The sequence below is a fragment of the Lacicoccus alkaliphilus DSM 16010 genome, from assembly GCF_900142805.1.
GTDB lineage: Bacteria > Bacillota > Bacilli > Staphylococcales > Salinicoccaceae > Lacicoccus > Lacicoccus alkaliphilus.
In genome coordinates this window covers 63,275-88,899 of the sequence record NZ_FRCF01000008.1, presented here as the reverse complement: position 1 = coordinate 88,899, position 25,625 = coordinate 63,275, and the positions used below count along the sequence as shown (strand labels likewise).

The following is a 25,625-nucleotide window of genomic DNA, read 5'->3' as shown; positions in this document are numbered from 1 at the left end:
ACAGGAGATTTTTATAAATGGAAATGGCAAAAGAACAGGAACTTATTCTGGTAATCGATTTCGGCAGCCAGTTCAATCAGCTGATCACGCGGAGGATCCGTGACCTCGGCGTATACAGTGAACTGCACAATCCAAGCATTACAATCGAAGAGATCAAAGCACTCAACCCGAAAGGCATCATCCTATCAGGAGGACCGAAGAGCGTCTATAACGACGACGCCTACCGGGTGGACCCTGAAGTGCTTGAACTTGGCGTGCCGGTACTCGGCATCTGCTACGGCATGCAGCTGATGGTCCACACACTCGGCGGGGAAGTCGTCTCCTCCCCCGGCAGGGAGTTCGGCTCGACGGACCTCATACTGGATCCGTCGGAAGACATTTTCAAAGGGATGAACGAAGAAGAGATCATGCTGATGAGCCACAGCGACAAAGTGACGGGCATCCCGGAAGGCTTCCGTAAGATTGCGCATACCGAAAACTGCGAATATGCTGCGATCGCGCATGAAGAACAACCGCTGTACGGTGTTCAGTTCCACCCGGAATCCAAGCACTCACTGAATGGGGATGCGTTCCTTAAGAACTTCATCCGTGAAATCAGTGGATGCACGGGCGAATGGACGATGGAGAACTTCATCGACATTGAAGTGGAGAAAATCCAGGAACAGGTCGGCGACCGCAAAGTCCTCTGTGCGATGAGCGGCGGTGTCGACTCGTCCGTCACTGCAGTGCTGCTGCATAAGGCGATCGGAGACCAGCTGACGTGCATATTCGTCGACCACGGCCTCCTGCGTAAAGGCGAGGGTGACCTGGTCATGGAACAGTTCGGTGAAGGCTTCAACATGAACATCATCAAAATCGACGCCCAAGACCGCTTCATGGAAAAGCTGAAAGGTGTCTCAGACCCTGAGAAGAAACGTAAGATCATCGGAAATGAATTCATCTATGTATTCAACGATGAAGCGGCGAAGCTGACTGAAGTCGACTTCCTTGCGCAGGGCACGCTTTATACAGATATCATCGAGTCCGGCACCGAAACCGCGACGACGATCAAATCCCACCATAACGTGGGCGGACTGCCCGAAGATATGGAGTTTGAACTCATTGAGCCGCTGAACACTTTATTCAAGGATGAAGTGCGGGAGCTCGGCATCGAACTCGGCATCGCAGAACACCTTGTGTGGAGGCAGCCGTTCCCGGGGCCGGGGCTCGGCATCCGGGTGCTTGGTGAAATCACGGAGGAAAAACTTGAAATCGTGAGGGAAAGCGACTGGATCTTGAGGGATGAGATCAGGAAAGCAGGCCTTGATCGGGACATCTGGCAGTACTTCACGGTACTTCCTGACATCCGGTCCGTCGGCGTCATGGGCGACTACCGGACGTATGACTACACCATCGGCATCAGGGCCGTGACCAGCGTCGACGGCATGACCAGCGAATTCGCGAGGATCGACTGGGATGTACTGAACAAGATCTCGAAGCGGATCGTGAATGAATCCAAACATGTCAACAGAGTCGTGTATGATATAACGAATAAACCACCGGCAACAATCGAGTGGGAATAATTGCAGGAGAGCCGTAAATCCTTTGATTATAAGGGTTGCGGTTCTTTTTCTTATGGCATTGCTCCACCAGCAATACTGCGGGGCACGGTTATTCATTTCTTGCATCTACTTTTATCCAGGTAACTCAGAGAAAAAGTGCAGTGATTAATATTCCTATCGTGCTGGACGTGCAAGTCGCATGGTACGGCAGCTTGAACTTTTACGGATCTATGAACAAGGGCGCATTTACAATCAGACTGAAGCATGCGAAACTTGTGAAACAAATTATGGGGCGTAAATAGCAGGAAATAGAGTTTATTTTATTTACGTACTTAAAAACGTACGTTATAATAAATGTGAGGTGATTAATATGGAAATTTTATCTCCAACTGATGCACGCAAAGAATTTTACAATATTTTAAAAAAGGTTAACGAAGATCATCAGCCAGTGATCATTAATGGATCCAAAAAAGAGAATAATGCAGTCATCATCAGCCAGGAAGATTGGAACAGCATTCAAGAAACATTAATTTTAGAGCAAACTGGAGTGATGGATAAGGTAAGGGAAAGAGAAAAAGATGACAGTGGCTTTACAAATGTAGACGAGATAGATTGGGATAAACTTTAATGGAGAACTATCAAGTAGTATTTAAAAATTCAGTGAAGAAAGATTTAAAAAAGATAAAACAATCTAATTTAAAAAGCCAGTTTGAATCAGTAGTGCAGGTTTTAAAAGAAGAACCCTTTCAACCAACCCAATCTTTTGAAAAACTTCAGCCCAAGCATCTGGGCAGGTATTCCCGAAGAATCAACCATCAACATCGTGTAGTTTATACAGTAGATGAGGAATTAAAACTGGTGAAAATTTATTCTGCCTGGTCACATTATGAGTGATTATAACGAAAAGCGGATATGAATGAAAAGCCCATACCATCAAAAAGGATGATATGGGCTTATTCTTGATTTCATGAATTCATGTCGCTATACACATACTCTTAGACTTTATTGATATTTAAGATTTACAATCGTCCGGCCTTTGACTTTCCCCTCGATGATATTATGCAGCACTTCAGGCAGTTCCTCCAAAGTCACTTCATTCACGAGATCCTTATCCATGAGGTCGGGTTTCAAGTCTGAGGCCAGCCTTTCCCATACGTCTTTACGTAATTTCATCGGATAATTGACGGAATCCACACCGACCCAGTGGATGCCGCGGCCGATGAATGGTAAGACCGTAGTGTACACTGCGATGCCTGCCACCAGTCCAAACGTCGCCAAAGCACCTTCAGGCTGTATATGCTTGATGAGATACTCTGTCGTTTTGCCGCCGACCGGGTCGATGGCCGCCTGATATTTCGGCTCCCCGACAGGGCCGCCCTCCTGATTGGTCACCTCGTCCCGGTGGATGACTTCTGTGGCTCCCAGGGATTTTAAATACGCCTCTTCGTCCATGCTGCCTGTACTGGCAACAACCCTATACCCTGAAGCGGCGAGCATATTGACGGACAAACTGCCTGTACCGCCGGTGGCGCCGGCAACGAGGACAGGGCCCTCATCGGGGGTCATACCGACAGCCTCGAGTTTTTTTATTGAAATGCCCGCAGTCAGCCCTGCAGTGCCGAGCTCCATTGACTCTTTTAAAGTCATTCCGTCAGGCAAGGGTACAATCCAGTCTGCCGGAATTCGTGCCACTTCGGAAAAGCCGCCGGAGATGCCCGTACCGATTTTGTAACTTGTGGCGATGACGGCATCACCTTTCTTATACCTGTCATCACTGGATTCGATGACTTCACCGGCGAGGTCGATGCCAGGGACAATCGGGAATGCCTCTGCAATTTCACCCATTGCGGCGACCATGCCATCTTTGTAGTTGACGCTGGAATAATGGACGTCGATCAGCACCTCACCTTCGGTCAGATCATCGACTTGCAGTTCTTTGATGTGCATTTCGATTTTTTCATCTATCTTATCAGCAACTAAAGCATTGAAAGCGTTCATTATAGTCCTCCTAAGACAATTATTAACCATATCTTCCCTGAATTGAACTTATATAATCTGTTTTAAAGGATTTTTGCTATCAGACGCTCATCTTTGGAAGATGATGCTTTTGGATAATTCTGCGCCCATTTCCACACTGTGTTTGAACATCATTTCGCCGGCAGAGCCGTGGGTGATGACGACGGGTGCCTTGATGCCGAGTATGAAACCGCCGCCGATGTCCTGGTTCGTATATCTGTTGATATAACTGTACATAAGGTCTTCCATCATCTTTTCATCGTTTTCTGCCAAACTGCTGTTGGCCTTGATCTTTTCCAACAAGTCGTGCATCAATATGCCGGCTGTGCCTTCCACTGCTTTCAGCATGATATTGCCGGTGAAGCCGTCCGTCAGGACAACTTCATGGGTGCCGCCGAGCAGCGTGTGCGGTTCGACATTTCCGGTGAAGTTCAAATCTTCATCGGCCGAGAGCAATTGAAAGGTCTCTTTTGTGAAGGCGTTGCCTTTTGTACTTTCCGAACCGATGTTCAAGAGGCCGACCCGTGGATTTTCCGCTTGCAGCAATTGCTCGGCCACTTTACTGCCGACCCGGCCGTACTGTGCCAGGTGTTCCGGTTTGGCGGCAATATTTGCACCTGAGTCTATGATGAGATAATGGGGTGTGGATTCGGAGACCGTCGGCAGTACGGTCACGGAAGCGGGCCGGGTGACGTTCGGATTCTGCCCGATGATCGACACGCTGCCTGCAAAGATTGCGCCACTGTTGCCGGCGGAGACGAAAGCATCCGCTTCACCTTCCGCAACGGCCTTCAATCCCTTGACGATCGTGGAATCCTTCTTTCTGCGCACAGCCCGGAGCGGGTCATCTTCATCCGTGATGACCTCATCTGCCGCAATGATCTCCATTCTGCTTGTATCCGCAAAGCCCGGCAGCGCGGCTTCAATCTGAGATTGATCTCCAAAGAAGAGGCATTCCAATCCGGCGTTATCCCGCATCGCAAGACTGGCCCCGTATACCGTCGTGCCGGGACCATGGTCACCGCCTGCAGTATCGACTGCGATCTTCACCATCTATTCCACCCCGCACTTGGGCATCAATCCGAAGGATAATGCATTTCTGCCGAGATGGGAACAGAATGCTGTGCCGATCATACGGATTTCAACAGGCTGCCCAGGCAACAGTTCCCTGATGGCCTCTCTCAACTTCAGCGCTTTATTTTCGGAAAGGGTATGACCGATGCCAATCTGGATCTTGTGGTCCGGGAACTTTTCACTGTACTCAGCTGCAAATTCTGCCAGCTTCTTATTCCGTTGTTTACTCGTACGATACGTTTCCGTAAGGACCGGTGTATCTTCCGGTATGTACTCCAAAACCGGGAGCGTCTTGAACGCATCATTTTCCAGTTCTTTCAAAGATTCGCCCCGCCCGCCTTTGATCAGGTTGTCATGCTTTTCGACAGCGATGAAAAAGCGGCTCTGTGCATTCAGCCAGGTGGCTGCTTCCTGAATCTCTTCAACCGATTTTCCGGCATCGATCATGATGGTGAGCTGCCGGATCAGCTGCTCCATATTCACGGACAGGCCGACCGCATCAAAGTTGATGATATTCAATTGGTCGGCATACTCCTGTCCGACGGCGTGGGCGGTCTGGAATGTGCCGCTCACACCCGAACTTAAATATACACCGAAGACGGTGTCGTATCCTGCGGCGATGATTTTTCGGAAGGCGTCATGATAATCCTGAATGCCGGGCTGCGCCGTTTTGGGCTGTGGTGTGCCTTCCTGCATCCACTCATCGAAAAAATTTTCAAGGTGTGTTTCATCTGTCGACTCGGTGATCACTTCATCATTTGGAAGGACGAGCGTAAAGTCGACCTGGTACAGATCCTCCCTGCCTGTCAAAGGTGAAGCGAGATAAGCTGAACTGTCACATAGTATTGCTGCTTTCATAATGGTTCCTCCAGATGTTTGAATATATTATTCATCCCACCGCTTGATCAGCAGTGAGCTGTTGTGGCCGCCGAACCCCATCGAATTGGATAAGGCGTATTCAACCGGCTGCTGCCTGCCTGTTGAAGGTACATAATCAAGGTCGCATTCGGGGTCCCTGTTTCTCAGGTTCAGTGTCGGGGGGATGAAGCCCTCCCGGAGCGCTTGAATGCAGACGATCGCTTCAGTGCTGCCGGCAGCGCCGAACATATGACCGAAGTAGCTTTTCGTGCTTGAAACAGGTGTGTTGTAAGCAGATTCGCCCAAAGCATGTTTGATGGCCTCTGTTTCGCTTGTATCATTTGCGGGTGTGCTTGTGCCATGGGCATTGATGTACGTCACCTCTCCGGGATTGATTCCCCCCATGCGCATCGCCTTTTTCATGGCTGTGCCTGCTGCATGTCCGTCAGGAAGCGGGGCGGTGACATGATGTGCATCTGTGGTCGCACCATAGCCGGAGATTTCTGCATAAATCGTTGCCCCCCTTGCCTGTGCGGATTCCAATGATTCAAGCATCAATATGCCTGCACCTTCACCCGGGACAAATCCGTCGCGTGCCTTGTCGAACGGCCGTGAGGCCTTGTCGGGATCAGACTGTTTGGACATGGCTTTCAGGACTGAAAATCCGCTGAATGTCGAGTCATTCAAAGTCGCTTCAGCACCGCCCGCAAGGCATGCTGTAAGCTGGCCCTGACCGATCTTCATGAAAGCTTCCCCGATCGACTGGCTGCCGCTTGCGCAGGCGGAGGAGACGGACATCGAGTCACCTTTCATGCCGAACCGCATGGCGATGTTCGCCGCTGCCATATTCACGGGAGTCTTGATATGGAAGAGGGGCTCCACTTTGTTCGGGCCTTTTTCATGGAGCCTTATGACATTATCCTCCATGGCCATATACCCGCCGCTGCCGGAACCGACGATGACGCCGGCATCGAATTGATTTCCCCCGTTTATTACGAAACCGCTCATTTTGAAGGCTTCATCTGCTGCTGCAACCGCATATTGTGCAAACAAATCCATTCTTTTGGCTTCCCGCCTGTCCATCACCATTGACGGGTCGAAATCTTTCACTTCTGCGGCCACCGGTGTCCTGTAATCATCAGGATTCACTTTAGTTGCCGGACCGATGCCGTGTCTGCCGGCCCGGATGTTCGCCCACATGTCTGCAAGGTTATTGCCGATCGGTGTGACGGCCCCCATGCCTGTCACTACAACTCGCACCATCTAATCATTCCTTCAGTTTTCTTTATATGTAGAATACAAATACATTCACTTTGTCATTGTACCATTAGGGGGTGGGAGACTGAAGCGGGAGGTGTCATGATTGGGCTGGCTGAAAGAAAAATGAATAAGACATGATGCAGGTGATGACTGCAGCATGCCTTATTTCTGATTATGAAATTAATTTAATTCGTCATCTGTTTAATGTCCTACGGGTGCATACGACCAGATCCAGCAGACACCATCGAACATGAAGTGGTATTCATAACCTTCATGGATGAAATAGTGCTCGTAAGGGTGTGCATTCAACGGTCCCGAATTCAATGTTTCAGGTTCATGCATTGCGAGATAAGCCAGGTTGTCATATGAAATATCAACATTCAAAGGATGGATTTCATCATGCCATACTTTGTCCCCATAGTCATGGTGGTCGTAGTAATGATGATCATAGTAATAATAATCATAGTAATAATGATCATAATAGTGGACATCGTAATAATGATGGTCATGATATCCATCGTGGTATCCATCGTAATAGCCGTCATGATAACCGTCGTAGTAACCGTCTTCATAGCCGTAGTAATAATCATCGTAATAATAGTCGTCTGAGTACTCGTAATGACCGTCGTATTGACCTGCCATATGTGCTTCTTCTCTTTGCCATATCACTGCGACAGCTTCATTGAACGCAACCTGTGACAAATCGCCGAAATCCTTGTCATAAGCCAGCTGGTTGATTTCATTCTGTGCTTCCTGGGACATCCATGTCGGATCAAATCCCATATTTGCCCAGCCGTCACCATCCGGATCCGTTTCGGCAGGGAGTATTTCACCCCAGAGCGTTTTTGCGCCTTCTTCCTCGTACGCTTGTGCCGCATCATCCAACCCTGTAATCATCAATGCGCCTGCAGCTAAAAGTGAACCCAGCCAAATCCTTTTCTTCATCAAAGCAGCCTCCTCTCAATAAAAGGGTAATATCACACTAATGATAACACGGAATATTGAATATTAAAAATATTTTAAAATGGACATGATGGTTTAATCCTTTCAAGCATTCTCGTAAACGCCCTGACTCGGTGCTGCAGTATTATTCCCCCGTGTCCGACCTCCTTTTCTCAAATGGTTATTGATAATGTCATGAACGTTTGGTCTGATGATGTGGAGGGAATATGTATCTCATCTACATAATCAGCCTTAAGGAGGAGAGAGGGTATGTCTTGGCCGCTGCTTGATGATCTGCCGAATTATATGAATGCATATCTATTATTGGATATCATCCTGATCGCCCTCTTCCTCATCAACCTTCTCTTCGCAATCAGCCTGATTTTCCTTGAAAGGCGAAGGAGTCCGCAGAGCGTGTGGGCATGGCTCCTGATCCTTCTCTTCATCCCAATCGTTGGTTTCATATTATATATGCTGTTCGGCCGCACAATCTACAGGCAGAACTTGTTCCAGATGGATGAAGAAGAGCAGGCGAGGCTTGAGAGCATCGTTAATGAACAGCTCGAGGAGTTGCAGGACAGGGGTCATGAACTCCCAAACGAGGTGACCGAAAAGCACAGGCCTTTCATCCATATGATGCTGAAAAGCCATCTGACATTTTTGACGGACAATAATAATGTCGAAACATTCACCAACGGACGTGAAAAATTTGATTGTTTGCTGCAGGATATCAGGAATGCCAAGGATCATATCCACCTGCAATATTATATCTTCAAGAAGGACACCATCGGCAGGGAAATTTATGATGCGCTCGTCGAAAAGCAGAAAGAGGGCGTTGCAGTGAAGGTCCTGTACGATGATCTCGGCTCAAGAAGCTTGAGCAACCGCCACTTCAAAGAACTGAGGCAGGCGGGCGGCAGGGTGGCCGCTTTCTTCCCGAGCATACTGCCGCTCATCAACCCACGCCTCAATAACAGGAATCATCGTAAAATCGTCGTCATCGACGGAATCACCGGTTATGTCGGCGGATTCAACGTCGGAGATGAATATGTGGGCTTCGATAAAAACAAAGGGGAGTGGCATGAAGCGGACCTCCCGCCCCGGCGCGACACACATCTGAGGGTCGAAGGGGATGCCGTCAAGCTGCTCCAGCTCCGTTTCATGCTTGACTGGAACTCCCACAGCAAGCGGGATAACCTGACATGGGAGAAACATTACTTCCCGTCAGTGGCATACGATGGTGATGTAGCCATGCAGATTGCTTCCAGCGGCCCTGATGAAGAGTTTCAGCAAGTTAAAAACGGATATTTCGATATGATCAACAGAGCAAAAGAATCATTGTATATTCAAACGCCGTATTTCATTCCCGATCAATCGATATATGAAGCGATAAAATCTGCCATCTTAAGAGGTGTCAAAGTCCATCTGATGATACCGGACCACCCTGATCATCCATTCGTCTACTGGGCGACTTATGCCAATGCCGGTGAACTCGTCGACCTGGGCGCGGAAGTTTATATATATGAAACAGGCTTTTTACATGCTAAAACGATAATGATAGATGATGAGATGGTCAGTATAGGGACGACCAACTTTGATGTCAGGAGTTTCTACCTGAATTTTGAAGTCAATGCATTCATCTTTGATGAGGGGGAGGCAGTGCGTCAGCGTCATACATTCGAGGAGGACATCAAATCGAGCACATTGCTGACGAAGGAGAAATATGAATCGAGGAGTCACTGGATCAAGGTGAAAGAAGTGTTTGCGAACCTGATTTCACCTATTTTATAATGATGTAGATGAAATGAAGCATGCCACAGGATATTTCCAGCGGCATGTTTTTTATATTTCGGTCAGCTGTCACTGATGATGGATCTGCTTTTCTTCATTGACTAAAAAGGTTTGGAGCCGTGGAGGATCAAATCACAAACTCTTTTCCAATCAATTGAACCACGAACGGGTCAGGAATTTCTCCGTATAGAACGGCTGGTCGTTTTCATTGAAGGCGACGCCGACGCCCAGCTCCTCGAACCTGGTTTGCAGTATATTCTTACGATGTCCTTCGGAATTCATCAGTCCCTGATGCGCAAAAATGCTGCTGGGTTGTCCGGCGGCGAGATTTTCACCTGCGGTGCTGAATGAAATGTCATCTTCCGCCATCCGGTCGAATGGGGACTGTCCATCCTGATTCTGGTGGCTGAAATAGTCGTTCTCAGCCATATCCGTACTGTGTGCCCTTGCTGTCACGCTGACCGCCTCATGCCATTCGAGGGGCGTCAAATCGTGCTTCACACGTGCGGCGTTCGTCAAATCGAACAGCTGGTATTCCAGACCTTCGGCCAATGCTTCACTGCCGGGCGCAAATAGTCCATCTTTCGAGCGTTCAAGCCCTTCATCGATCAACTGGACGGCGGCCACCTGATCTTCCTGATGGACGTCATAAAAGAGGGTGGCATGCACGCCCTCCAGCACGTAAAGATCATAGGCGCTTTCATCATTAATCTGATAGATATGAGGGCCGCTTTGAAGGGTTTCCTCGGGTTCGCCCATTATTTCGTTCACCGTCTCCTGTGAGGTTCCGAGCGATATATCCGACCGTGAAGAAAGCATATCCTGGTTGGTGTAAAGCCCGCGTACCATATCCTCTTCATCATATGCGACCTTCATGAAGTTCTGATAGCTTTCATGATAGGCGGCCCACTCCACGCCGTATTCGTTTGCGCTTTCACGCTCCGGTGCGCCGTACATTTCTTCGACGGTCTCCCGTGTATCTCCAAGTTCGATATTGCCTATGGAAAAGAACTGCGCCTCCGGAACCGAGAGTGCCGGCGTTTCGGCTTCTTCTGCGGCGGTTTCAATTTCAGCCTCCGTAAAGGAGGAGATGAGTGAAGACGCCTGCTGCCTCAGGGCGTCAAAATCGATGTCTTCAATCATACTGCTGGTGAAGTCGCCTGCCGTATCGAATGCTTCCGACAGCTGCTTCGGCGTGTTTTCACGAACGGGTTCCTCCCAATACGGCTTTGTGAGAATCCCTCCGGCTATGAGCAGCAAGATAAAAAATAAACGTTTGAAAATTTCAACCACCACCTTTCTCGATAAAAATAAATCAACTGCATTTCATCATTCGAGAAGAAACACAGTTGATTTATGGACCGGGAGTCAGTGCCCCGTCTTTTATATGTTTTTGAATAATATTCATTTCCCTTGAACCGCATGCTTTCCGAGGAAATCCCGCAGCGTGTACTTAAGTTTACTTCATGAAGCGGATTAATTTCAAGTGAAGAGAACCGGGGGCATGGGGGAATCTCTTGAATAAAGACATGACCTGCTGCCTGAGTCAAACGCATAACATATATGAGAAACACTGGTTTTATTCGCCCTTATGTTTGCCAGGGTGAATTCTTATTGAAAATCATAGGAAAATAAAAGTAATCAAGGTTGAACCCTTGTAAATCCTAGTGTTAAAATAGGTTTTAATGTCATAGTTTTATTATATGAATTAAAAAGAAGGGTGAAGATACATAGTGAATGGAAAATATTATATCATCATCATGGTGGTAATGGCGGGCATACTGACTGCTTGTACCAATGACCAGGCAATTGATGGAAGTACAGAAGCGGCAGAAGATACGGTTTCAGAAGGTGGGGATTTCATTGTTTCCACTGGTACTGACGCAGTCTCCATGGACCCGCATGGCAATAACGACCTCTATTCTGACCAGGTGAGGAATACTATTTATGAGGGGCTCGTCAAACATGATGAAAACATGGCTATAACCCCGTTGCTTGCAGAAGAGTATGAGCAGGTGGATGAGGTGACTTGGCGATTTAGTTTGAGAAACGATGTTGTGTTTCATGACGGCAGTGAATTCAATGCAGAAGTCGTCAAAGCAAACCTTGAAAGGGTCACTGACCCCGCCACAGCATCACCCCGGCTGAATATTTTCGAAATGATTGAGGAAGTGAACGTCATCGACGATTACACTGTGGAAATTATAACAGAATACCCTTTTGCTCCTTTCCTGAACCATTTGACTCATAATGGCGGCGGGATGATCAGTAAGGCTGTCATAGATGAAGATTATGAAAATGCACTGGAGAGTGCGGGGCATGAAATGTCTGCTGCTGAATATTATGATTTAAGGCAAGGAAGCGATGAGGAGCATACCAATATAGCAGATGACATTTTCAACTATATCGGTGAAGTTGTGGAAAGTAATCCGACAGGTACCAACTATGCTGCCTTTTCATCAAGGTCACCTGGTGAAAAAACTGTCGTTGAAAAATTCGATGACTATTGGGGAGAGCCGATGAATCTGGATACCGTGACTTTTAAGATAATCACCGAAACAAACTCACGTATCGCAGACCTTGAAACAGGGAATTCCCATATGATAATGGGTTACGAAGGCAGCCATCTCTCACAGATTGAGCAAAGTGAAGTGATGGAGCCTTACACACTCTACAATATGGCAGTCCAGTATATAGGTTTCAACACCGAGAGCGAACCTATGGATGACAAACGTGTCAGACAGGCAATTTCCCATCTGGTGGACAGACAGGAAATCATTGACGGCATCTACAGCGGTTCGGGCAAGTTGCCGAAGGGTATCGTGACATCCGAGCTGCTGGGGTACGATGAAAGTTTGGAAGGCTACCCTTATGATGTGGAAAGAGCGCAGGAACTGATGGAGGAAGCAGGGTACGAAGACGGCTTCGAAATATCAATATTGACGAATGATGATGATGAAAGGATCAACGTAGCTGTTTATCTGCAGGAAGCTCTTGAAGAAATCAATGTGAAAGCGAATGTAGAGCAGTTGGAGTGGGGTGCCTTCCTTGAAAAAGCAGGACAGGGTGAGCACGATATATTCATACAAGGTGCACCGAATTCTACAGGAGACCCGGATCAGATGTTATGGGATGTTTTCCATTCTTCCATGAAAGGCACTCAGGGTAACCGGACTTTCTTTGATGATGAAGGATTTGATCAGCTGCTCCAAGAAGGCAGGGAAGCAACTTCCGATGAAGAGCGTGAAGAAATTTATAAAGAGGCACAGGCCATATTGGAAGATGAAGCACCGATGATTTATTTCAGGGAAACTGAGAGCATGAATGCATACGGTGAAGGAGTGGAAGGTTTATACATCGACCATTTCAACAGACCGGATTTCCGTGATGTCACCATCACAAACTAGTGGTGTACATCTAAGGATGTGTACAGATTTGCAGCCTCCCGGGCATGCGGATGATTAATGACTCTGTAAGCCCGGGATTTTTTGTCTGCGGTTAAGAAAATTTTTGAAATAGTTCAATCCATCTCCATCAGAGATATCCCTCATCTTTACCGCCTATTTTACATATGGATATGTAAGCGCTTAATATCAAGGTATATACAAATTGAAAGGCATCTGTTCTGTGTGCCTCATGGGGGAAGATAAGCATGACAAAGCATTATGAAGTGATTGTGATCGGTGCGGGTTCAATGGGGATGGCAGCGGGTTATTATTTGGCGGAACAGGGGATTAAAACACTGATGATCGATGCATTCGATCCGCCGCATGCGAGCGGCAGCCACAGCGGGGACACGCGGCTGATCCGACATGCATGCGGCGAGGGCTATGATTATGTGCCGCTTGCGATGCGCGCGCAGGCACTATGGGATGACCTGCAGACGAAAACGAGCGAACGGATATTCCTGAAAACAGGTGTGGTGACCTTTGGACCGAGTGACTCACTTTTTGTCCAGACGGCGATCAACGGCGGGCTTGAATATGATTTGAATCTGGATACACTATCAGCGGATGAAATCAATGCGAGGTGGCCGGGCATCGCCGTGCCGGACGGGCAGATCGGATGCTACGAACCGGATGCGGGTGTTTTATTCTCAGAGAATGCCATACGTACATTCAGAAGGCTTGCACTGGAGAGGGGTGCTGAACTGAAAGTCAACTCACCGGTGATGAACATCGATGCCTTCGCCGATTCGGTGAAAGTCGAGACGAATACGGAATCATTCACTGCAGATAAACTGATCATCTCAGGTGGTGCATGGAACAAGAAGATACTGGATGACCTGGACTTGAAGCTGCGCATCCAGCCGTCGAGGCAGACCATCGCTTGGTTTGATTCTGATGATGCCCTGTACAGAGCCGACGACTTCCCGGGGTTCTTTGCGGATGTGCCGACCGGTGTCTACTACGGATTCCCGAGCATCGACGGTTCAGGATTGAAAGTCGGCCGCTATGATAATGGTGAGGAAATCGATCCCGAATACTACAACCAGGAGTTCGGTGCGCTGGATAAGGATGAAGGTGATCTCCGAGGCTTTCTCGGGGAGTACATGAAAGAGGCGAATGGCAGTCTTGATGTGGGCCGGACTTGCATGTTCACGAATACACCGGATGAAAACTTCATCATCGATAAACACCCGGCGCATGATCATATTGCGATTGCGGCAGGTTTTTCGGGACACGGATATAAATTCTCAAGCGCGGTCGGTGAAATACTGGGTGAACTGGTGACGAAAGGGGAGGCTTCCCAGGACATCTCACTCTTTAAAGCGACACGCCCGAGCCTCCAGCCGGAAAATAAGGATGAGGTGTATTTTAAAGCGAGGGGGAAGTGAAGCATTTGAACGCTTGATGGACTTTAATAAAGGATTGATCAATGGTGATGCAGGATACAGGGCTGCGGCAGGGATCCCACTGCCTGCAGCCTTTTTAATATCTTCCTGAAACCGGTCTCGTGTATACTGTTATTCAAATGATACGAACGGGGCGGTATGATGGAATTCAAAGATCTGAGGATTTTTCAAAGTGTCGCGGCACACGGCAGCATCAGCCGTGCGGCCAAATCGTTGAACTACGTGCAGTCTTATGTGACAGCGCGCATCAAAGCCCTCGAGGCGGAGCTCGACACTCAATTATTCACACGTCACAGCAAAGGGACGAGGCTCACTTCGGAAGGCGAAAAGTTGCAGGTCTATGCAGAGCGGATCATCAAAACGATGGATGACATCAATAAAGCTTTCCACGATACCGAAGAGCCTTCCGGCCGGTTGAATATCGGGACGGTGGAGACCATTACAAAGCTGCCGGAAATCCTATCGATGTTCCGCGGGCTTTACCCGGATGTGTCACTCTCCATCGACAGTGATGTCACTGCGAAGGTTGCCGCCAAAGTCGTCGATGAGACACTCGACTGTGCCTTCGTCTCCGGTTTCGGCCGGCATCCCGCCATCCATAAGGCTGAACTCTTCCAGGAGCAGCTCGTGCTTGTGTCGAGTGACGGTGGAGCGAGCCTCGATGATCTGAAGGAGAAGCCGATGCTGGTGTTCAAAGAGGGGTGCAACTATCGCAGAAACCTGGAGCGGTGGCTGGGTGATGAAGGTGTCGAAGGTGAAAAGATCGTGGAGTTCGGAACGCTCGAGACAATCATCGGCAGTGTGAAATCCGGGCTTGGCATCAGTCTGGTGCCGGTCTCTACAGTAGCCGCATCCCTCTCGGCAGAAGAATTGTACGGCTATGAGCTGCCGGATCAATACAGCGAAATATCCACGGATTTCATCTGGCATAAAGATGCATTTTTGACTGCGTCCATGAATAAATTCATCGAGACAGTGAACGAATATAAAGAAAACAACATCAGTTGATATATGAAGTGCGGTTGCTCCCCGGGCGTTTAACGTGGTAAGGTTCATGAAAGTGAAGAATGAAGTGAACTATTCAAGGAGGCAGATGATGGAAAGAAGAAGCGGTTTTTGGATCAGACTGGGTGCCCGGTTAATAGATGGGCTGTTCATGGCGGGTGTGGTGTATTTTCTGATACTCATTTTTTCACTCGACACGCAGAGTGCCGCAGTACAGGCAGGAGAAAGTGCTTTGATGATCCTGTATTTTGTGCTGGTACCTGTACTCTGGTTCGGGCATACACTCGGAAAATGGGCGCTGGGCATACGGATTGTGCGTGATGACGGCAGTGAAGTGAACTTCTTGACGATGGTCATACGTGAATTCCTCGTCGGACTGCTTTATGCCGTGACACTCGGCATTGGCATAATCGTTTCAGCATTCATGATCGGTTTGCGTGAAGACAAGAAATCGATCCATGACCTGATCGCCAAGACGAAAGTGATCTACGGCAGGGCGTAGAATGATTTTTTAGGTTTTCCAACTTAGGCGCATCACGAATCCACCGGAAATCGGTCAACTTCAGCATCCTGTGAAATAAAACGGACAGTATTTCAGTTGGCTGGCAATACTATGTGCATCCCTCCACGGCCCGTGGAGGGATTTTTTATTTGGGGCTGGCATCAGCCCATGGTCGTTCCGCGGCGCACGGCGGCATAATTAAATGATGGAATTATTTTTATATATGGAATATGAAAAATGTTTTGACAAATAAGGTGATCCATAGTATCGTAATATGCATTACAGATAATCATAGTTTCAAGGTATGCATTTAAAATTGAATGATCGACTTATCCAGAGAGGCGGAGGGACTGGCCCTGTGACGCCCGGCAACCATCAGGCAGATGTGTCTGAAAAGGTGCCAATTCCAGCAGGATTCAAATCCTGAAAGATAAGAGGAGGTAACGAAGGCGCTCTTCTTATACACAGAAGAGGGCTTTTTTTAATTCATAATAAATTTGGAGGAATGGACATGTCAAATACACATAATTCTACTTACGATCTGGAAACTTTATCACTGCACGGTGGTCAGGCGCCGGATCCGACGACGGGTTCGCGGGCGGTGCCGATCTACCAGACGACTTCATACGTCTTCCACGACACAGATCACGCGGAAAGCCTGTTTTCACTTGATGAGCCGGGCAACATCTATTCACGCATCGGCAACCCGACTGTGGAAGTGTTCGAAAAACGTATGGCGCTGCTTGAAGAAGGCGTGGCGGCCGTTGCGACTTCCTCAGGGATGTCTGCCATCACGCTGTCCATCCTGAACCTCGCAAGTGCAGGTGACGAAATCGTCGCCGGATCGAACCTTTACGGCGGTACATACAACCTGTTTGCCGTGACGCTGCCGCGCTACGGCATCAACGTGAAATTCGTCGACCCGACGGACCCTGAAAACTTCAGGAAGGCCATCACGGATAAGACGAAAGCGGTATTCGGTGAAACCATCGGCAACCCGGGGCTGCAGGTGCTCGATATAGAGGCTGTGGCGGACATCGCCCACGAGGCGGGCGTGCCGTTCATCATCGATAACACTTTCGCCACACCGCATACATGCAAGCCGATCACGCTTGGTGCAGACATCGTCGTCCATTCCGCCACGAAATGGATCGGCGGCCATGGGACTTCCATCGGCGGTGTGGTCGTCGACGGCGGCCGCTTCAACTGGAATACCGAGAAATACCCGGAATTCACGGAACCGGACCCGAGCTATAACGGAATACGTTACGCGGTGGACTTCGGCACACTCGCATTCAGTACTAAAATCCGGGTGCAGCTGCTCCGTGACTTCGGAGCTTCCCTCAGTCCGCAAAACGCATTCAACCTGATCCAGGGGCTTGAAACACTGCACGTGCGTGTGGAACGCCACAACGAGAACGCAGAAGAACTGGCAAAGTTCCTGACGGAGCATCCGGCGGTCGAGTGGGTGAACTACCCGGGTCTTGAAACGCACCCTTCATATGAAATTGCGAAGAAGAACTTGAGGAACGGATTCGGCTCGATCATTACATTCGGCATCAAAGGCGGGAAGGCAGCCGGTAAGCAGCTGATCGACAATGTGGCGCTCTGGTCCCACGTGGCAAACGTCGGTGATGCGAAATCACTGATCATCCATCCGGCTTCAACGACGCACCAGCAGATGACGAAGGAACAGCTGGATGAAACGGGTGTATACGAAGAACTCGTACGCCTGTCGGTCGGCATCGAATCCATCAGGGATATACAGAATGATTTGAGCCAGGCGCTTGTTAAGGCGACCGGCATCGAAACGGGAGAAGCGGAAGAGATCGTCATCAATGATGAAGGTGTCATCAAATCGATACTGGACACCCCGACGGAAAAAGTGACGGAGAACGGTGAAGAAACGACGCGCCGGAAGACATTGGCAGTCGTCGGTCTCAGCGGCAAAGAATCACGTCCGAGCTACAGGCTCGCGAGGAAGATGCAGAGGCTCGGCTATAAGATCATCCCGGTCAATCCGAGGGAGACTGAAATACTCGGTGAAAAGGCATATCCCGATTTGAAGAGCGTGCCTGAGAAGATCGACGTGGTCCAGGTGTTCAGAAGCCCGGAAGCGGCGATAGGGATCGCAAGGGAGGCACTCGAAGTGAACCCTGAAGTCTTCTGGCTGCAGGAAGGCGTCATTTCACCGGAGGCGGCCGATATCGCCAGGGACGGCGGCCTGCAGGTGGTCCACAACCGATGCACATACAAGGAAGCACAGCGTCTGCGCGGCACCATATCCACATATGCATGTGAAATTTAATTGAGGAGGAACTGAAATGAAGCAACTATCATCTGGAAAACTTGGATTATTCACGGCCCTGGCGACACTCATGGTGCTGGCAGGGTGTTCTTCCGATACAGCAGAATCTTCGGACACGGCAGAAGGGCCGGAAGAGATCAGGCTGGATTATGCCTACTACTCACCGACGAGCCTGGTGCTGAAAGAATTCGGATGGGCGGAAGAGGAATTTGAAGAAGACGGCATCGATGTTTCATGGACGCTCAGTCACGGGAGCAATAAAGCGCTCGAATTCCTGAACAGCAACAGCGTCGATTTTGGATCTTCCGCAGGTGCGGCCGCACTGATGTCCAAGGCGAACGGCGCACCGATCAAAAATGTATATATATACTCCCAGCCGGAATGGACGGCACTCGTCAAAAGTGCAGATTCGGACATCGATTCGATCGGAGATCTGGAGGGTAAGCAAGTCGCTGCAACGCTCGGTACGGACCCTTACATATTCCTGTTGAGGGCCATGGCCGAAGAAGGTTTGAGTCAGGATGACGTGGAAATCGTCAATGTGCAGCACAGTGACGGGGCAACGACGCTGAACAACGGCGGAGTGGATGCATGGGCCGGACTTGATCCGCATATGGCACGCCTTGAAGTCGATTCAGGTGCAGAGCTGTTTTACAGGAATACAGATTTCAACACTTACGGTTTTCTGAATGTCAGGGAAGAGTTCGCAGAAGAATACCCTGAACATGTGGGCCGTGTGATTGAAGTGTACGAAAAGGCGAGGGAATGGATACAGGAAAACCCTGAAGAAGCGGCCGAAATATTGATGGAAGAAGCACAGATCGATCGGGCGGTTGCTGAAAAGCAGCTTGAAAGAAACGACTTCTCAAACCCGGTGCCGGGTGCGGACCATCATGAATCAGTATCGGAAGCAGGCAGGATACTCCAGGATTCCGATGCCATCGGAGCGGATATCGATGTGGAACAGCTGACGGATGACCTGATTGATCCATCATTTGCAGAAGGCACAATAGAATCTTCGAATTAGAGTGAAACGGAGTGATTTTAGTGAAGAAGAGTTCCGAATTGACGGCGGGCGGGCTGAATGAAACCAGACCGCAGGTCAAGACTGGATTGAAATCGCAGAAGGCCAGGCTTCAGCCTGTGCTGCTCGGAAGCCTGCTGCCCATCATCCTCATCATTGCTTGGGAACTGCTGAGCCGTGCAGAAGTTTTCCCTTCTTATCAGCTGCCGGCGCCCACGGTCATTTTGGACACGATCGCAGGCCTGGCGGCTGACGGCAGCCTGTGGGGACATGTCGGGATCACCGTGTACAGGGTATTCATCGGATTCCTGATCGGTACGGCATTTGCGGTCCTGCTCGGATCGGTCGTCGGCTTCTATAAGAAAGCGGAGCAGCTGTTCGATCCGATGATACAGGCTTTCCGTTCGATCCCCTCCCTTGCATGGGTGCCTTTATTCATCCTGTGGATGGGTATCGGTGAACCATCGAAAGTCACGATGATATCTGTCGGTGTCTTTTTCCCGGTGTACCTGAACGTCGTCAGCGGCATCAATGGTGTCGACCGGAAACTGATAGAAGTCGGGAAGATGTATGGCCTGAATACATTCGAGCTGATCAGGCGTGTCATACTGCCCGCCTCACTCCCGTCATTTCTGACGGGTCTCAGGAGCGGCCTCGGCCTCGGGTGGATGTTCGTGGTGGCGGCCGAACTCATGGGTGCCAGTTCAGGCCTCGGCTATCTGCTTGTACTCGGCCAGAACACTTTGTCACCTGAAACGATTTTGGCAAGCATCATCCTTTTTGCGATCGTCGGTAAGTTATCCGACTGGCTTTTGAAAATCGTGGAACAGAAATCCCTGCACTGGCAGGATAATGCTGTAAAAGCTTAGGAGGGGTCAGATGAGTTTGAAAATCAATAACATTTCCCGGTCCTTCAACGGCAGCGAGGCTGTTAAAAATGTTTCTTTTGAAGCAGGTCCGGGGGAAATCGTCGGGTTGCTCGGAACGAGCGGCTGCGGAAAAAGTACTGTACTCAGAGCGATTTCAGGTCTTGATGACGGATACCGGGGCGAAGTTGAAATCAACGGGGAAGTATCGAGGCAGGTCGAAGACTCCACAGGATTCATTTTTCAGGAACCGCGCCTCATGCCATGGTTGAACGTGATGGAGAACGTCACGTTCGGCCTGAAAGGCAACAAGGCGTCGAAGGACGAAATCGGGAAGAAATACTTGAGGGATGTCGGCCTCGCGGGCAGTGAACACCTTTACCCTAAAGAACTGTCCGGCGGCATGGCCCAGCGTGTCGCCATTGCCCGTGCACTGATCACATCCCCTGAAGTGCTTCTGCTGGATGAACCGTTCAGTGCGCTCGATGCCTTCACCAAAATGCAGCTTCAGGACCTGCTGCTGAAAATCTGGGAAGCATACAGGACGACGATCGTCCTGGTCACTCATGACATAGAAGAGGCGACCTACCTGTGCGATAAAATCGTCATTTTAAAAGACCGGCCGGGCCGGGTTGGACGTGAGATCACACTTGATGCGCCGCGCCCGCGCCACAGGGGCAGCAGTGAACTGGCGGAATATAAGACGGAAATTTTGAACAGCCTGGATTTGAGCAGGGTTTAAGCAATGAGTGCATAACCTCAGTAAAGGAGTTTTTATTGTGACTTTAAAACAGCTGAAAATCATTGAACCGGTGGCCGGGGATCATAACCTCCCGGATTATTCGGAAGTGCGTAAGGATTTCAAATGGGAAGATGCCGGAGCGGACTTGAGCTTCAAAGAGACGGGGCTTTTGAACATGGCCCATGAGGCGATCGACAGGCATGTCGATGACGGTTATGGAAGCAAGACGGCCCTCCATTATGTGAACGGTGATGAAAGAATCAGCTATACTTTTAAAGAGGTGAAGGATAAGACGGACCACTATGCCCGGATTTTGAAAGAGAACGGCATCGTGAAAGGTGACAGGGTGTTCGTCTTCCTGCCGAAAACACCGGAGTGTTACATAGCGATCCTTGCTGCGATAAAGATCGGTGCGGTCGCAGGCCCGCTGTTCGAGGCATTCATGGAGGATGCTGTGCGTGACAGGATGAATGACTGTGATGCGAAACTCCTCATCACGGATAAGGACATGGTGGAGCGGGTGCCGCAAACCGACATACCTTCACTTGAAACGATCCTTTACGCAGAAGATATCGAGGCGGCGCCTTTCCGGGAGGACGGAGAGGAGTATACGGAGTGGATGGAAGCAGAAGACGGTATGCTGATCCACTATACAAGCGGCTCGACCGGCAAACCGAAAGGTGTGCTGCATGCCCACCGGGTGGTGACGCATCAGTACGAGTCGGGTAAATGGGTGCTCGATATCAAAGATGATGATGTCTACTGGTGCACCTCCCACCCCGGATGGGTGACGGGCAGCGTATACGGCTTGTTTGCACCGTGGCTGAACCGTGCGACGGTCGTGATACAGGGCGGGCGCTTCAAGGCCGAGCACTGGTACAAACTGATTGCGGAGCTCAAGGTGACGATCTGGTACAGTGCACCGACCGCTTTCAGGATGCTTTTATCACAGGGCGATGTCCTGAAAGACTATGACTTGTCCTCGTTAAGGCATATACTGAGCGTCGGCGAGCCGCTCAATCCCGAAGTCATCTACTGGGCCTGGGAGGCGCTCGGCGTCAGGATCCATGATACATGGTGGATGACGGAAACCGGCGCACATCTGATCGTCAACCTGCCCGGGGAGAAGATAAAGCCTGGATCGATGGGACGGCCGTTCCCGGGCATCGAAGTCGGCATACTGGATGAGGCCGGGGAAGTCGTGCCCCGCGGCACAACCGGGCAGCTTGCGGTGAGGACGCCGTGGCCGGGGCTGATGAAGGAAATATGGGGGAACAAGGATAAATTCGACTCCTACTTCAAATATGAAGGATGGTACTTATCAGGTGACCTTGCCTATCAGGATGAGGAAGACTATGTATTCTTCCAGAGCCGGGACGATGATATGATCAATTCCTCAGGGGAGCGGATCGGGCCGTTTGAAGTGGAAAGCAAACTGATTGAACACCCGGCGATACAGGAGGCGGGCGTCATCGGCAAACCTCATGCGGTCCGCGGAGAAATCGTCAAAGCTTTCATCGTCCTCCGGGAAGGTTTCGAGGAGACGGCGGAACTGCTTGAGGAGATCCGGATATTCGTCAGGAACAACCTTGCGGCGCATCTTGCACCGAAAGAAATTGAAGTGATGGATGAGCTGCCGAAGACGACGATCAGCGGCAAAATACTGAGGCGGGAACTGAAGCAGATGGAAATTGAGAAATCTGCAGTGAAGCATACATTATAATGGGACATCTCCCCGCAGCGGGGAGATGTTCATTTGATGAGGGGGAAAGAGCTTGGAAACAGTATATCTCGCCGGCGGATGCCTTTGGGGTGTCCAGGCCTTCGTAAAGACACTGCCTGGAGTCGTGTCGACGGAAGCCGGCAGGGCGAATGGCAGGACGAGTTCACTTGAGGGTGAATATGACGGCTATGCGGAATGTGTGAAAACGGTATTTGACCCCGATGCGGCCACTGTTGAAAATTTGATGGGTCATTTATTCGAAATCATCGATCCATACAGTGTGAACCGGCAGGGGGAGGATGTCGGGGAGAAGTACAGGACGGGCTTCTACAGCGAAGATCCAAAACATCTTGAGCAGGCCGAAGCCTTTCTGAAGGGACGGTGCGACCATGAGCGGATTGCTGTGGAAGTGAGGCCCCTTGAAAACTACGTGAAAAGCGCCGAAACACACCAGGACCGGCTTGATAAGCACCCGGACGACTACTGCCATATCCCGGTAAACCTATTGAATAAATATAAAAACCCCCTTTGACTGTTCAAAGGGGGTTTGCTGTTCATGATCAGGTGATATTCCTTCTGTTTTTAGCCTGGACGAGCTGACCTTCTTCCTCATCCATGTACATCTGTATACCTTCAGCGGCACGGTAGGCCAGTGCACCGATCGTCGGTGTCGGGTGGTGTCCGCCGTGCTGAGGGAAGGCGGAGCCGCCGACGACGAACAGGTTGTCGACATCCCACATCTGCAGGTAGCTGTTTACGACCGAAGTTTCAGGGTCGTCCCCCATGACCACACCGCCTGTATAGTGTCCACCGCTGTAGACATGGTTGAACTCATCCGGCACGGACCCGGATTCTACTGTATCCGCGCCCATCTCTTCCATGATTTCTGTACATCTTTCAATGCCGAACTCGGCGATGTTCCTTTCGTTGTCACCGAATTTATAGGTGACACGCAGCAGCGGATCGCCGTATTCATCGGTATAGTTCGGATCAAGGTCTACGTAGTTGTGCCAGTAGGACATGGCATTCGACGTGTACCAGATCGTCAAGGTGCGGTATGCATAATGCAGGGAGGCATCTTTATACTCCCTGCCCCAGTTTGGTGTGTCACCGGGCACATTGTTGCTGCTGGTTATTGCGGCAAAGCCGTACTGCCTCAGTTCGATGGCACCGCCGCCAAGGAAATCGAGGTCGCTGTGGTCGAAGTTGTCCGCTGCATAATCACTCAGTGTTGCACCCAGGGCACCGGCCCCCATGTAGAGGTTGAACTGTTCATCTTCAAAGTACCCGGTTGCACCGTGGAAAGCATGGTTGTACTGACCGTTGAAGTTACGGCCGAGTGTGCCTTCCCTTGTTTCCGGATCATACTGTTCCCCGATGCCCGAGAGCATGAGGAGACGGTTGTTTGCGAATGCGAACGCGGCAAGGACGACGACATCTGCAGGCTGCTCATATTCCAGCCCTGTATTCTCATCCACGTAGAGTACACCTGTCGCCATATTTTCATCTTCATCATACAGCACGCGGCGTACGTTCGCCTTGTGCCTCAATTCGAAATTATCATGACGGTTGGCCGTCTTGATCACTGTCGCAATCGGGTCCGATTTTGCATCGAAGTCACAACCGTGCCTTGTACAGTAGGAGCAGTACATGCATGTGTTGAGCACTTCACCGTCCGGATTTTCATAGTTCTCCGTCATGTTTCCTGCAGCGAGCTGATAAGGATGCAGACCGAGGTTGCTTGCCGCTTCCTTGAACAGCCTGAGTGACGGTGTTTCCATCATCGGCGGGTTCGGCCATGGCTGATTGCGTTCCGGTGCCAGCGGATCCTGCTCACCAGCAATGCCCGCCATGTATTCCCATTGTTCATAATAGGGCTCCATCTCTTCGTATGTAATGCCCCAGTCCTGAAGGTTCATATCTTCAGGGATTTTATCTTCACCGTAACGGTCGATGGTCTGGCTGCGCATTTCAAATTCATAGGGCCAGTACCTGTAAGTCGCACCCGCCCAGTGTACGCTCGCACCGCCGGTGTCTATACCGATCTGCATCGTCTGCGGTGATCGGATCGGCAGTGCCGTTTCATCGACTTCATTCCTTGAAGTGACGGTGTCGCCCCTCAAGTTCTGCATGATGTCATAGCGGTTGTCGAACCTCAGTTCATCTTTTACACCAATATAGTCGCTGCGGACTTTTTCCTCACCTTTTTCGAGGGCAACGACATCTTTACCTGCTTTCGCGAGTTCTGCACTGACCACACCGCCGGCCCATCCGGTACCGACGACGACGACATCCACTCTATCCAGTTCTTCAGCCATCTACATTCCTCCTCCTTGGTACGTACGCAGGCCTTCAGGCTCGATTTCCTGAAACTCCTCCGACTCGATTTCATTGATCCATCCCATGCGCGGCCCCGGGAACTGGATCATCCGCCATCCGCCGTAATCGCGGTTGCCGCCGTAAACCGGATCCGCATAAACACCCTGGATCGTCATGGTGCGCAGCAGGCTGAAGAAATCGCCCCCGGCCGCTCCCGGCACTTCGACGTCGCCGGCTTCAAAATCCTCGAGGATGCCGATCTGCGTATCTTCATCCAAGTCATAAAATTCGTCATCATGATCTTCCTGACTGACTTCACGCAAACGGCGTACACCGTTGAGCAGCATTTCGGCACGTGTGATCTTAGCCTGGTAACCATGCGTTGACGAGGCAGTATAATCATACGGCCCCATCATATATTCCCTGGCGTTCCTGCCCCAGAATTCATTGCATTGCCTGTCGATGAAATAAGGCACCCCCAGCTCGATTGCGCCGGGCCCGTTATCATCCTCAGGGTATATCACTTCAGTCGCAGCCGCGAGTGTTTCGAAATCTTCACGCCTGCTGAAATAAGTCCGGGCATCATCAAGGGGTGCGCCATGCGTCAGTGAGCTTTCCGTATCTGTCTCCTGATCCGCCGTATCCGTCTCCTGATCCGAAGTATACAGGCTGCCGACCACACCGCCGAACATGGCACCACCCACGATGCCGCCTGCCGCAACCCCGGAAGTCTTAAGGAAATCACGTCTTGAAAACTTTTTCTCTTCATCAGCCATCAAAAAACCCTCCCCGTCATCTA

Annotated in this window: 22 protein-coding genes and 1 riboswitch; of the genes, 14 read left to right on the top strand and 8 right to left on the bottom strand. The window is 50.1% G+C overall.

Annotated features, from left to right (window positions below; translation table 11 throughout):
* Window positions 1-17: 17 nt before the first annotated feature.
* The 3 genes from guaA (at window position 18) to BUA12_RS09420 (ending at window position 2,435) form a co-directional block, all read left to right on the top strand.
* Window positions 18-1,562 (top strand): glutamine-hydrolyzing GMP synthase, encoded by a 1,545-nt coding sequence (gene guaA, locus BUA12_RS09435; RefSeq protein ID WP_072710356.1) that lies wholly within the window; start codon window positions 18-20, stop codon window positions 1,560-1,562.
* A gap of 349 nt (window positions 1,563-1,911) precedes the next feature.
* Complete coding sequence (locus BUA12_RS09425; RefSeq protein WP_072710354.1) at window positions 1,912-2,169, top strand: type II toxin-antitoxin system Phd/YefM family antitoxin; 258 nt, start codon at window positions 1,912-1,914, stop codon at window positions 2,167-2,169.
* The gene (locus tag BUA12_RS09420; protein WP_072710353.1) at window positions 2,169-2,435 is read left to right on the top strand and encodes a Txe/YoeB family addiction module toxin; all 267 of its coding nucleotides are present in this window, start codon (window positions 2,169-2,171) and stop codon (window positions 2,433-2,435) included. The genes BUA12_RS09425 and BUA12_RS09420 overlap by 1 nt, the downstream gene beginning before the upstream one ends.
* Window positions 2,436-2,543: 108 nt before the next feature.
* Here the strand turns inward: BUA12_RS09420 and BUA12_RS09415 are convergent, their stop codons facing one another.
* The 5 genes from BUA12_RS09415 to BUA12_RS09395 form a co-directional block, all read right to left on the bottom strand.
* Window positions 2,544-3,539, bottom strand: coding sequence for an acrylyl-CoA reductase family protein (locus tag BUA12_RS09415; RefSeq protein ID WP_072710352.1), 996 nt, complete (start codon window positions 3,537-3,539; stop codon window positions 2,544-2,546).
* Window positions 3,540-3,626: 87 nt separating this feature from the next.
* On the bottom strand, window positions 3,627-4,610 hold the full coding sequence (gene plsX, locus BUA12_RS09410; protein ID WP_084670106.1) for a phosphate acyltransferase PlsX: 984 nt from the start codon (window positions 4,608-4,610) through the stop codon (window positions 3,627-3,629).
* Window positions 4,611-5,489 carry a DegV family protein gene (locus BUA12_RS09405; RefSeq protein ID WP_072710351.1) on the bottom strand — a complete coding sequence of 293 codons (879 nt, stop codon included), beginning with the start codon at window positions 5,487-5,489 and terminating at the stop codon, window positions 4,611-4,613.
* Window positions 5,490-5,516: 27 nt separating this feature from the next.
* Window positions 5,517-6,752: a beta-ketoacyl-ACP synthase II gene (gene fabF, locus BUA12_RS09400; protein ID WP_072710350.1), complete on the bottom strand. Its 1,236-nt coding sequence runs from the start codon at window positions 6,750-6,752 to the stop codon at window positions 5,517-5,519.
* A 198-nt stretch (window positions 6,753-6,950) separates the two neighbouring features.
* Window positions 6,951-7,694: a hypothetical protein gene (locus BUA12_RS09395; protein ID WP_072710349.1), complete on the bottom strand. Its 744-nt coding sequence runs from the start codon at window positions 7,692-7,694 to the stop codon at window positions 6,951-6,953.
* 267 nt (window positions 7,695-7,961) lie between these two features.
* On the opposite strand from BUA12_RS09395, the gene cls reads away from it, so the two are divergent.
* Window positions 7,962-9,482, top strand: coding sequence for a cardiolipin synthase (gene cls, locus BUA12_RS09390; protein WP_072710348.1), 1,521 nt, complete (start codon window positions 7,962-7,964; stop codon window positions 9,480-9,482).
* 150 nt (window positions 9,483-9,632) lie between these two features.
* On the opposite strand, the gene BUA12_RS09385 is transcribed toward cls, so the two are convergent.
* Complete coding sequence (locus BUA12_RS09385; RefSeq protein ID WP_245772800.1) at window positions 9,633-10,775, bottom strand: CAP domain-containing protein; 1,143 nt, start codon at window positions 10,773-10,775, stop codon at window positions 9,633-9,635.
* Window positions 10,776-11,215: 440 nt separating this feature from the next.
* Here BUA12_RS09385 and BUA12_RS09380 point away from each other — a divergent pair, with 440 nt between their 5' ends.
* The 10 genes from BUA12_RS09380 to BUA12_RS09335 all read left to right on the top strand — a co-directional run bounded on the left by BUA12_RS09380 (window position 11,216) and on the right by BUA12_RS09335 (window position 23,039).
* Window positions 11,216-12,889, top strand: a complete 1,674-nt coding sequence (locus BUA12_RS09380; protein ID WP_245772799.1) for a glutathione ABC transporter substrate-binding protein — start codon at window positions 11,216-11,218, stop codon at window positions 12,887-12,889.
* A gap of 245 nt (window positions 12,890-13,134) precedes the next feature.
* On the top strand, window positions 13,135-14,319 hold the full coding sequence (gene solA / locus BUA12_RS09375; protein ID WP_072710347.1) for an N-methyl-L-tryptophan oxidase: 1,185 nt from the start codon (window positions 13,135-13,137) through the stop codon (window positions 14,317-14,319).
* A gap of 159 nt (window positions 14,320-14,478) precedes the next feature.
* Complete coding sequence (locus BUA12_RS09370; protein WP_072710346.1) at window positions 14,479-15,345, top strand: LysR family transcriptional regulator; 867 nt, start codon at window positions 14,479-14,481, stop codon at window positions 15,343-15,345.
* Between the two features lie 46 nt (window positions 15,346-15,391).
* A complete protein-coding gene (locus BUA12_RS09365) occupies window positions 15,392-15,844 on the top strand; it encodes an RDD family protein (protein WP_245772798.1) in 453 nt (150 codons plus the stop codon).
* A gap of 326 nt (window positions 15,845-16,170) precedes the next feature.
* Window positions 16,171-16,281: riboswitch (SAM riboswitch) on the top strand.
* Between the two features lie 74 nt (window positions 16,282-16,355).
* Complete coding sequence (locus BUA12_RS09360; protein WP_072710345.1) at window positions 16,356-18,152, top strand: PLP-dependent aspartate aminotransferase family protein; 1,797 nt, start codon at window positions 16,356-16,358, stop codon at window positions 18,150-18,152.
* 16 nt (window positions 18,153-18,168) lie between these two features.
* The gene (locus tag BUA12_RS09355) at window positions 18,169-19,179 is read left to right on the top strand and encodes an aliphatic sulfonate ABC transporter substrate-binding protein (RefSeq protein WP_072710344.1); all 1,011 of its coding nucleotides are present in this window, start codon (window positions 18,169-18,171) and stop codon (window positions 19,177-19,179) included.
* Window positions 19,180-19,265: 86 nt separating this feature from the next.
* Window positions 19,266-20,045, top strand: coding sequence for an ABC transporter permease (locus tag BUA12_RS09350; protein WP_245772802.1), 780 nt, complete (start codon window positions 19,266-19,268; stop codon window positions 20,043-20,045).
* Between the two features lie 10 nt (window positions 20,046-20,055).
* On the top strand, window positions 20,056-20,784 hold the full coding sequence (locus BUA12_RS09345; protein WP_072710343.1) for an ABC transporter ATP-binding protein: 729 nt from the start codon (window positions 20,056-20,058) through the stop codon (window positions 20,782-20,784).
* Window positions 20,785-20,821: 37 nt separating this feature from the next.
* Window positions 20,822-22,507, top strand: coding sequence for an acetate--CoA ligase (gene acsA / locus BUA12_RS09340; RefSeq protein ID WP_072710342.1), 1,686 nt, complete (start codon window positions 20,822-20,824; stop codon window positions 22,505-22,507).
* Window positions 22,508-22,559: 52 nt separating this feature from the next.
* Window positions 22,560-23,039, top strand: coding sequence for a peptide-methionine (S)-S-oxide reductase (locus BUA12_RS09335; RefSeq protein WP_072710341.1), 480 nt, complete (start codon window positions 22,560-22,562; stop codon window positions 23,037-23,039).
* Window positions 23,040-23,067: 28 nt separating this feature from the next.
* On the opposite strand, the gene BUA12_RS09330 is transcribed toward BUA12_RS09335, so the two are convergent.
* Window positions 23,068-24,825 carry a GMC family oxidoreductase gene (locus tag BUA12_RS09330; protein WP_072710340.1) on the bottom strand — a complete coding sequence of 586 codons (1,758 nt, stop codon included), beginning with the start codon at window positions 24,823-24,825 and terminating at the stop codon, window positions 23,068-23,070.
* Complete coding sequence (locus BUA12_RS09325) at window positions 24,826-25,602, bottom strand: gluconate 2-dehydrogenase subunit 3 family protein (RefSeq protein WP_072710339.1); 777 nt, start codon at window positions 25,600-25,602, stop codon at window positions 24,826-24,828.
* Window positions 25,603-25,625 lie beyond the last annotated feature (23 nt).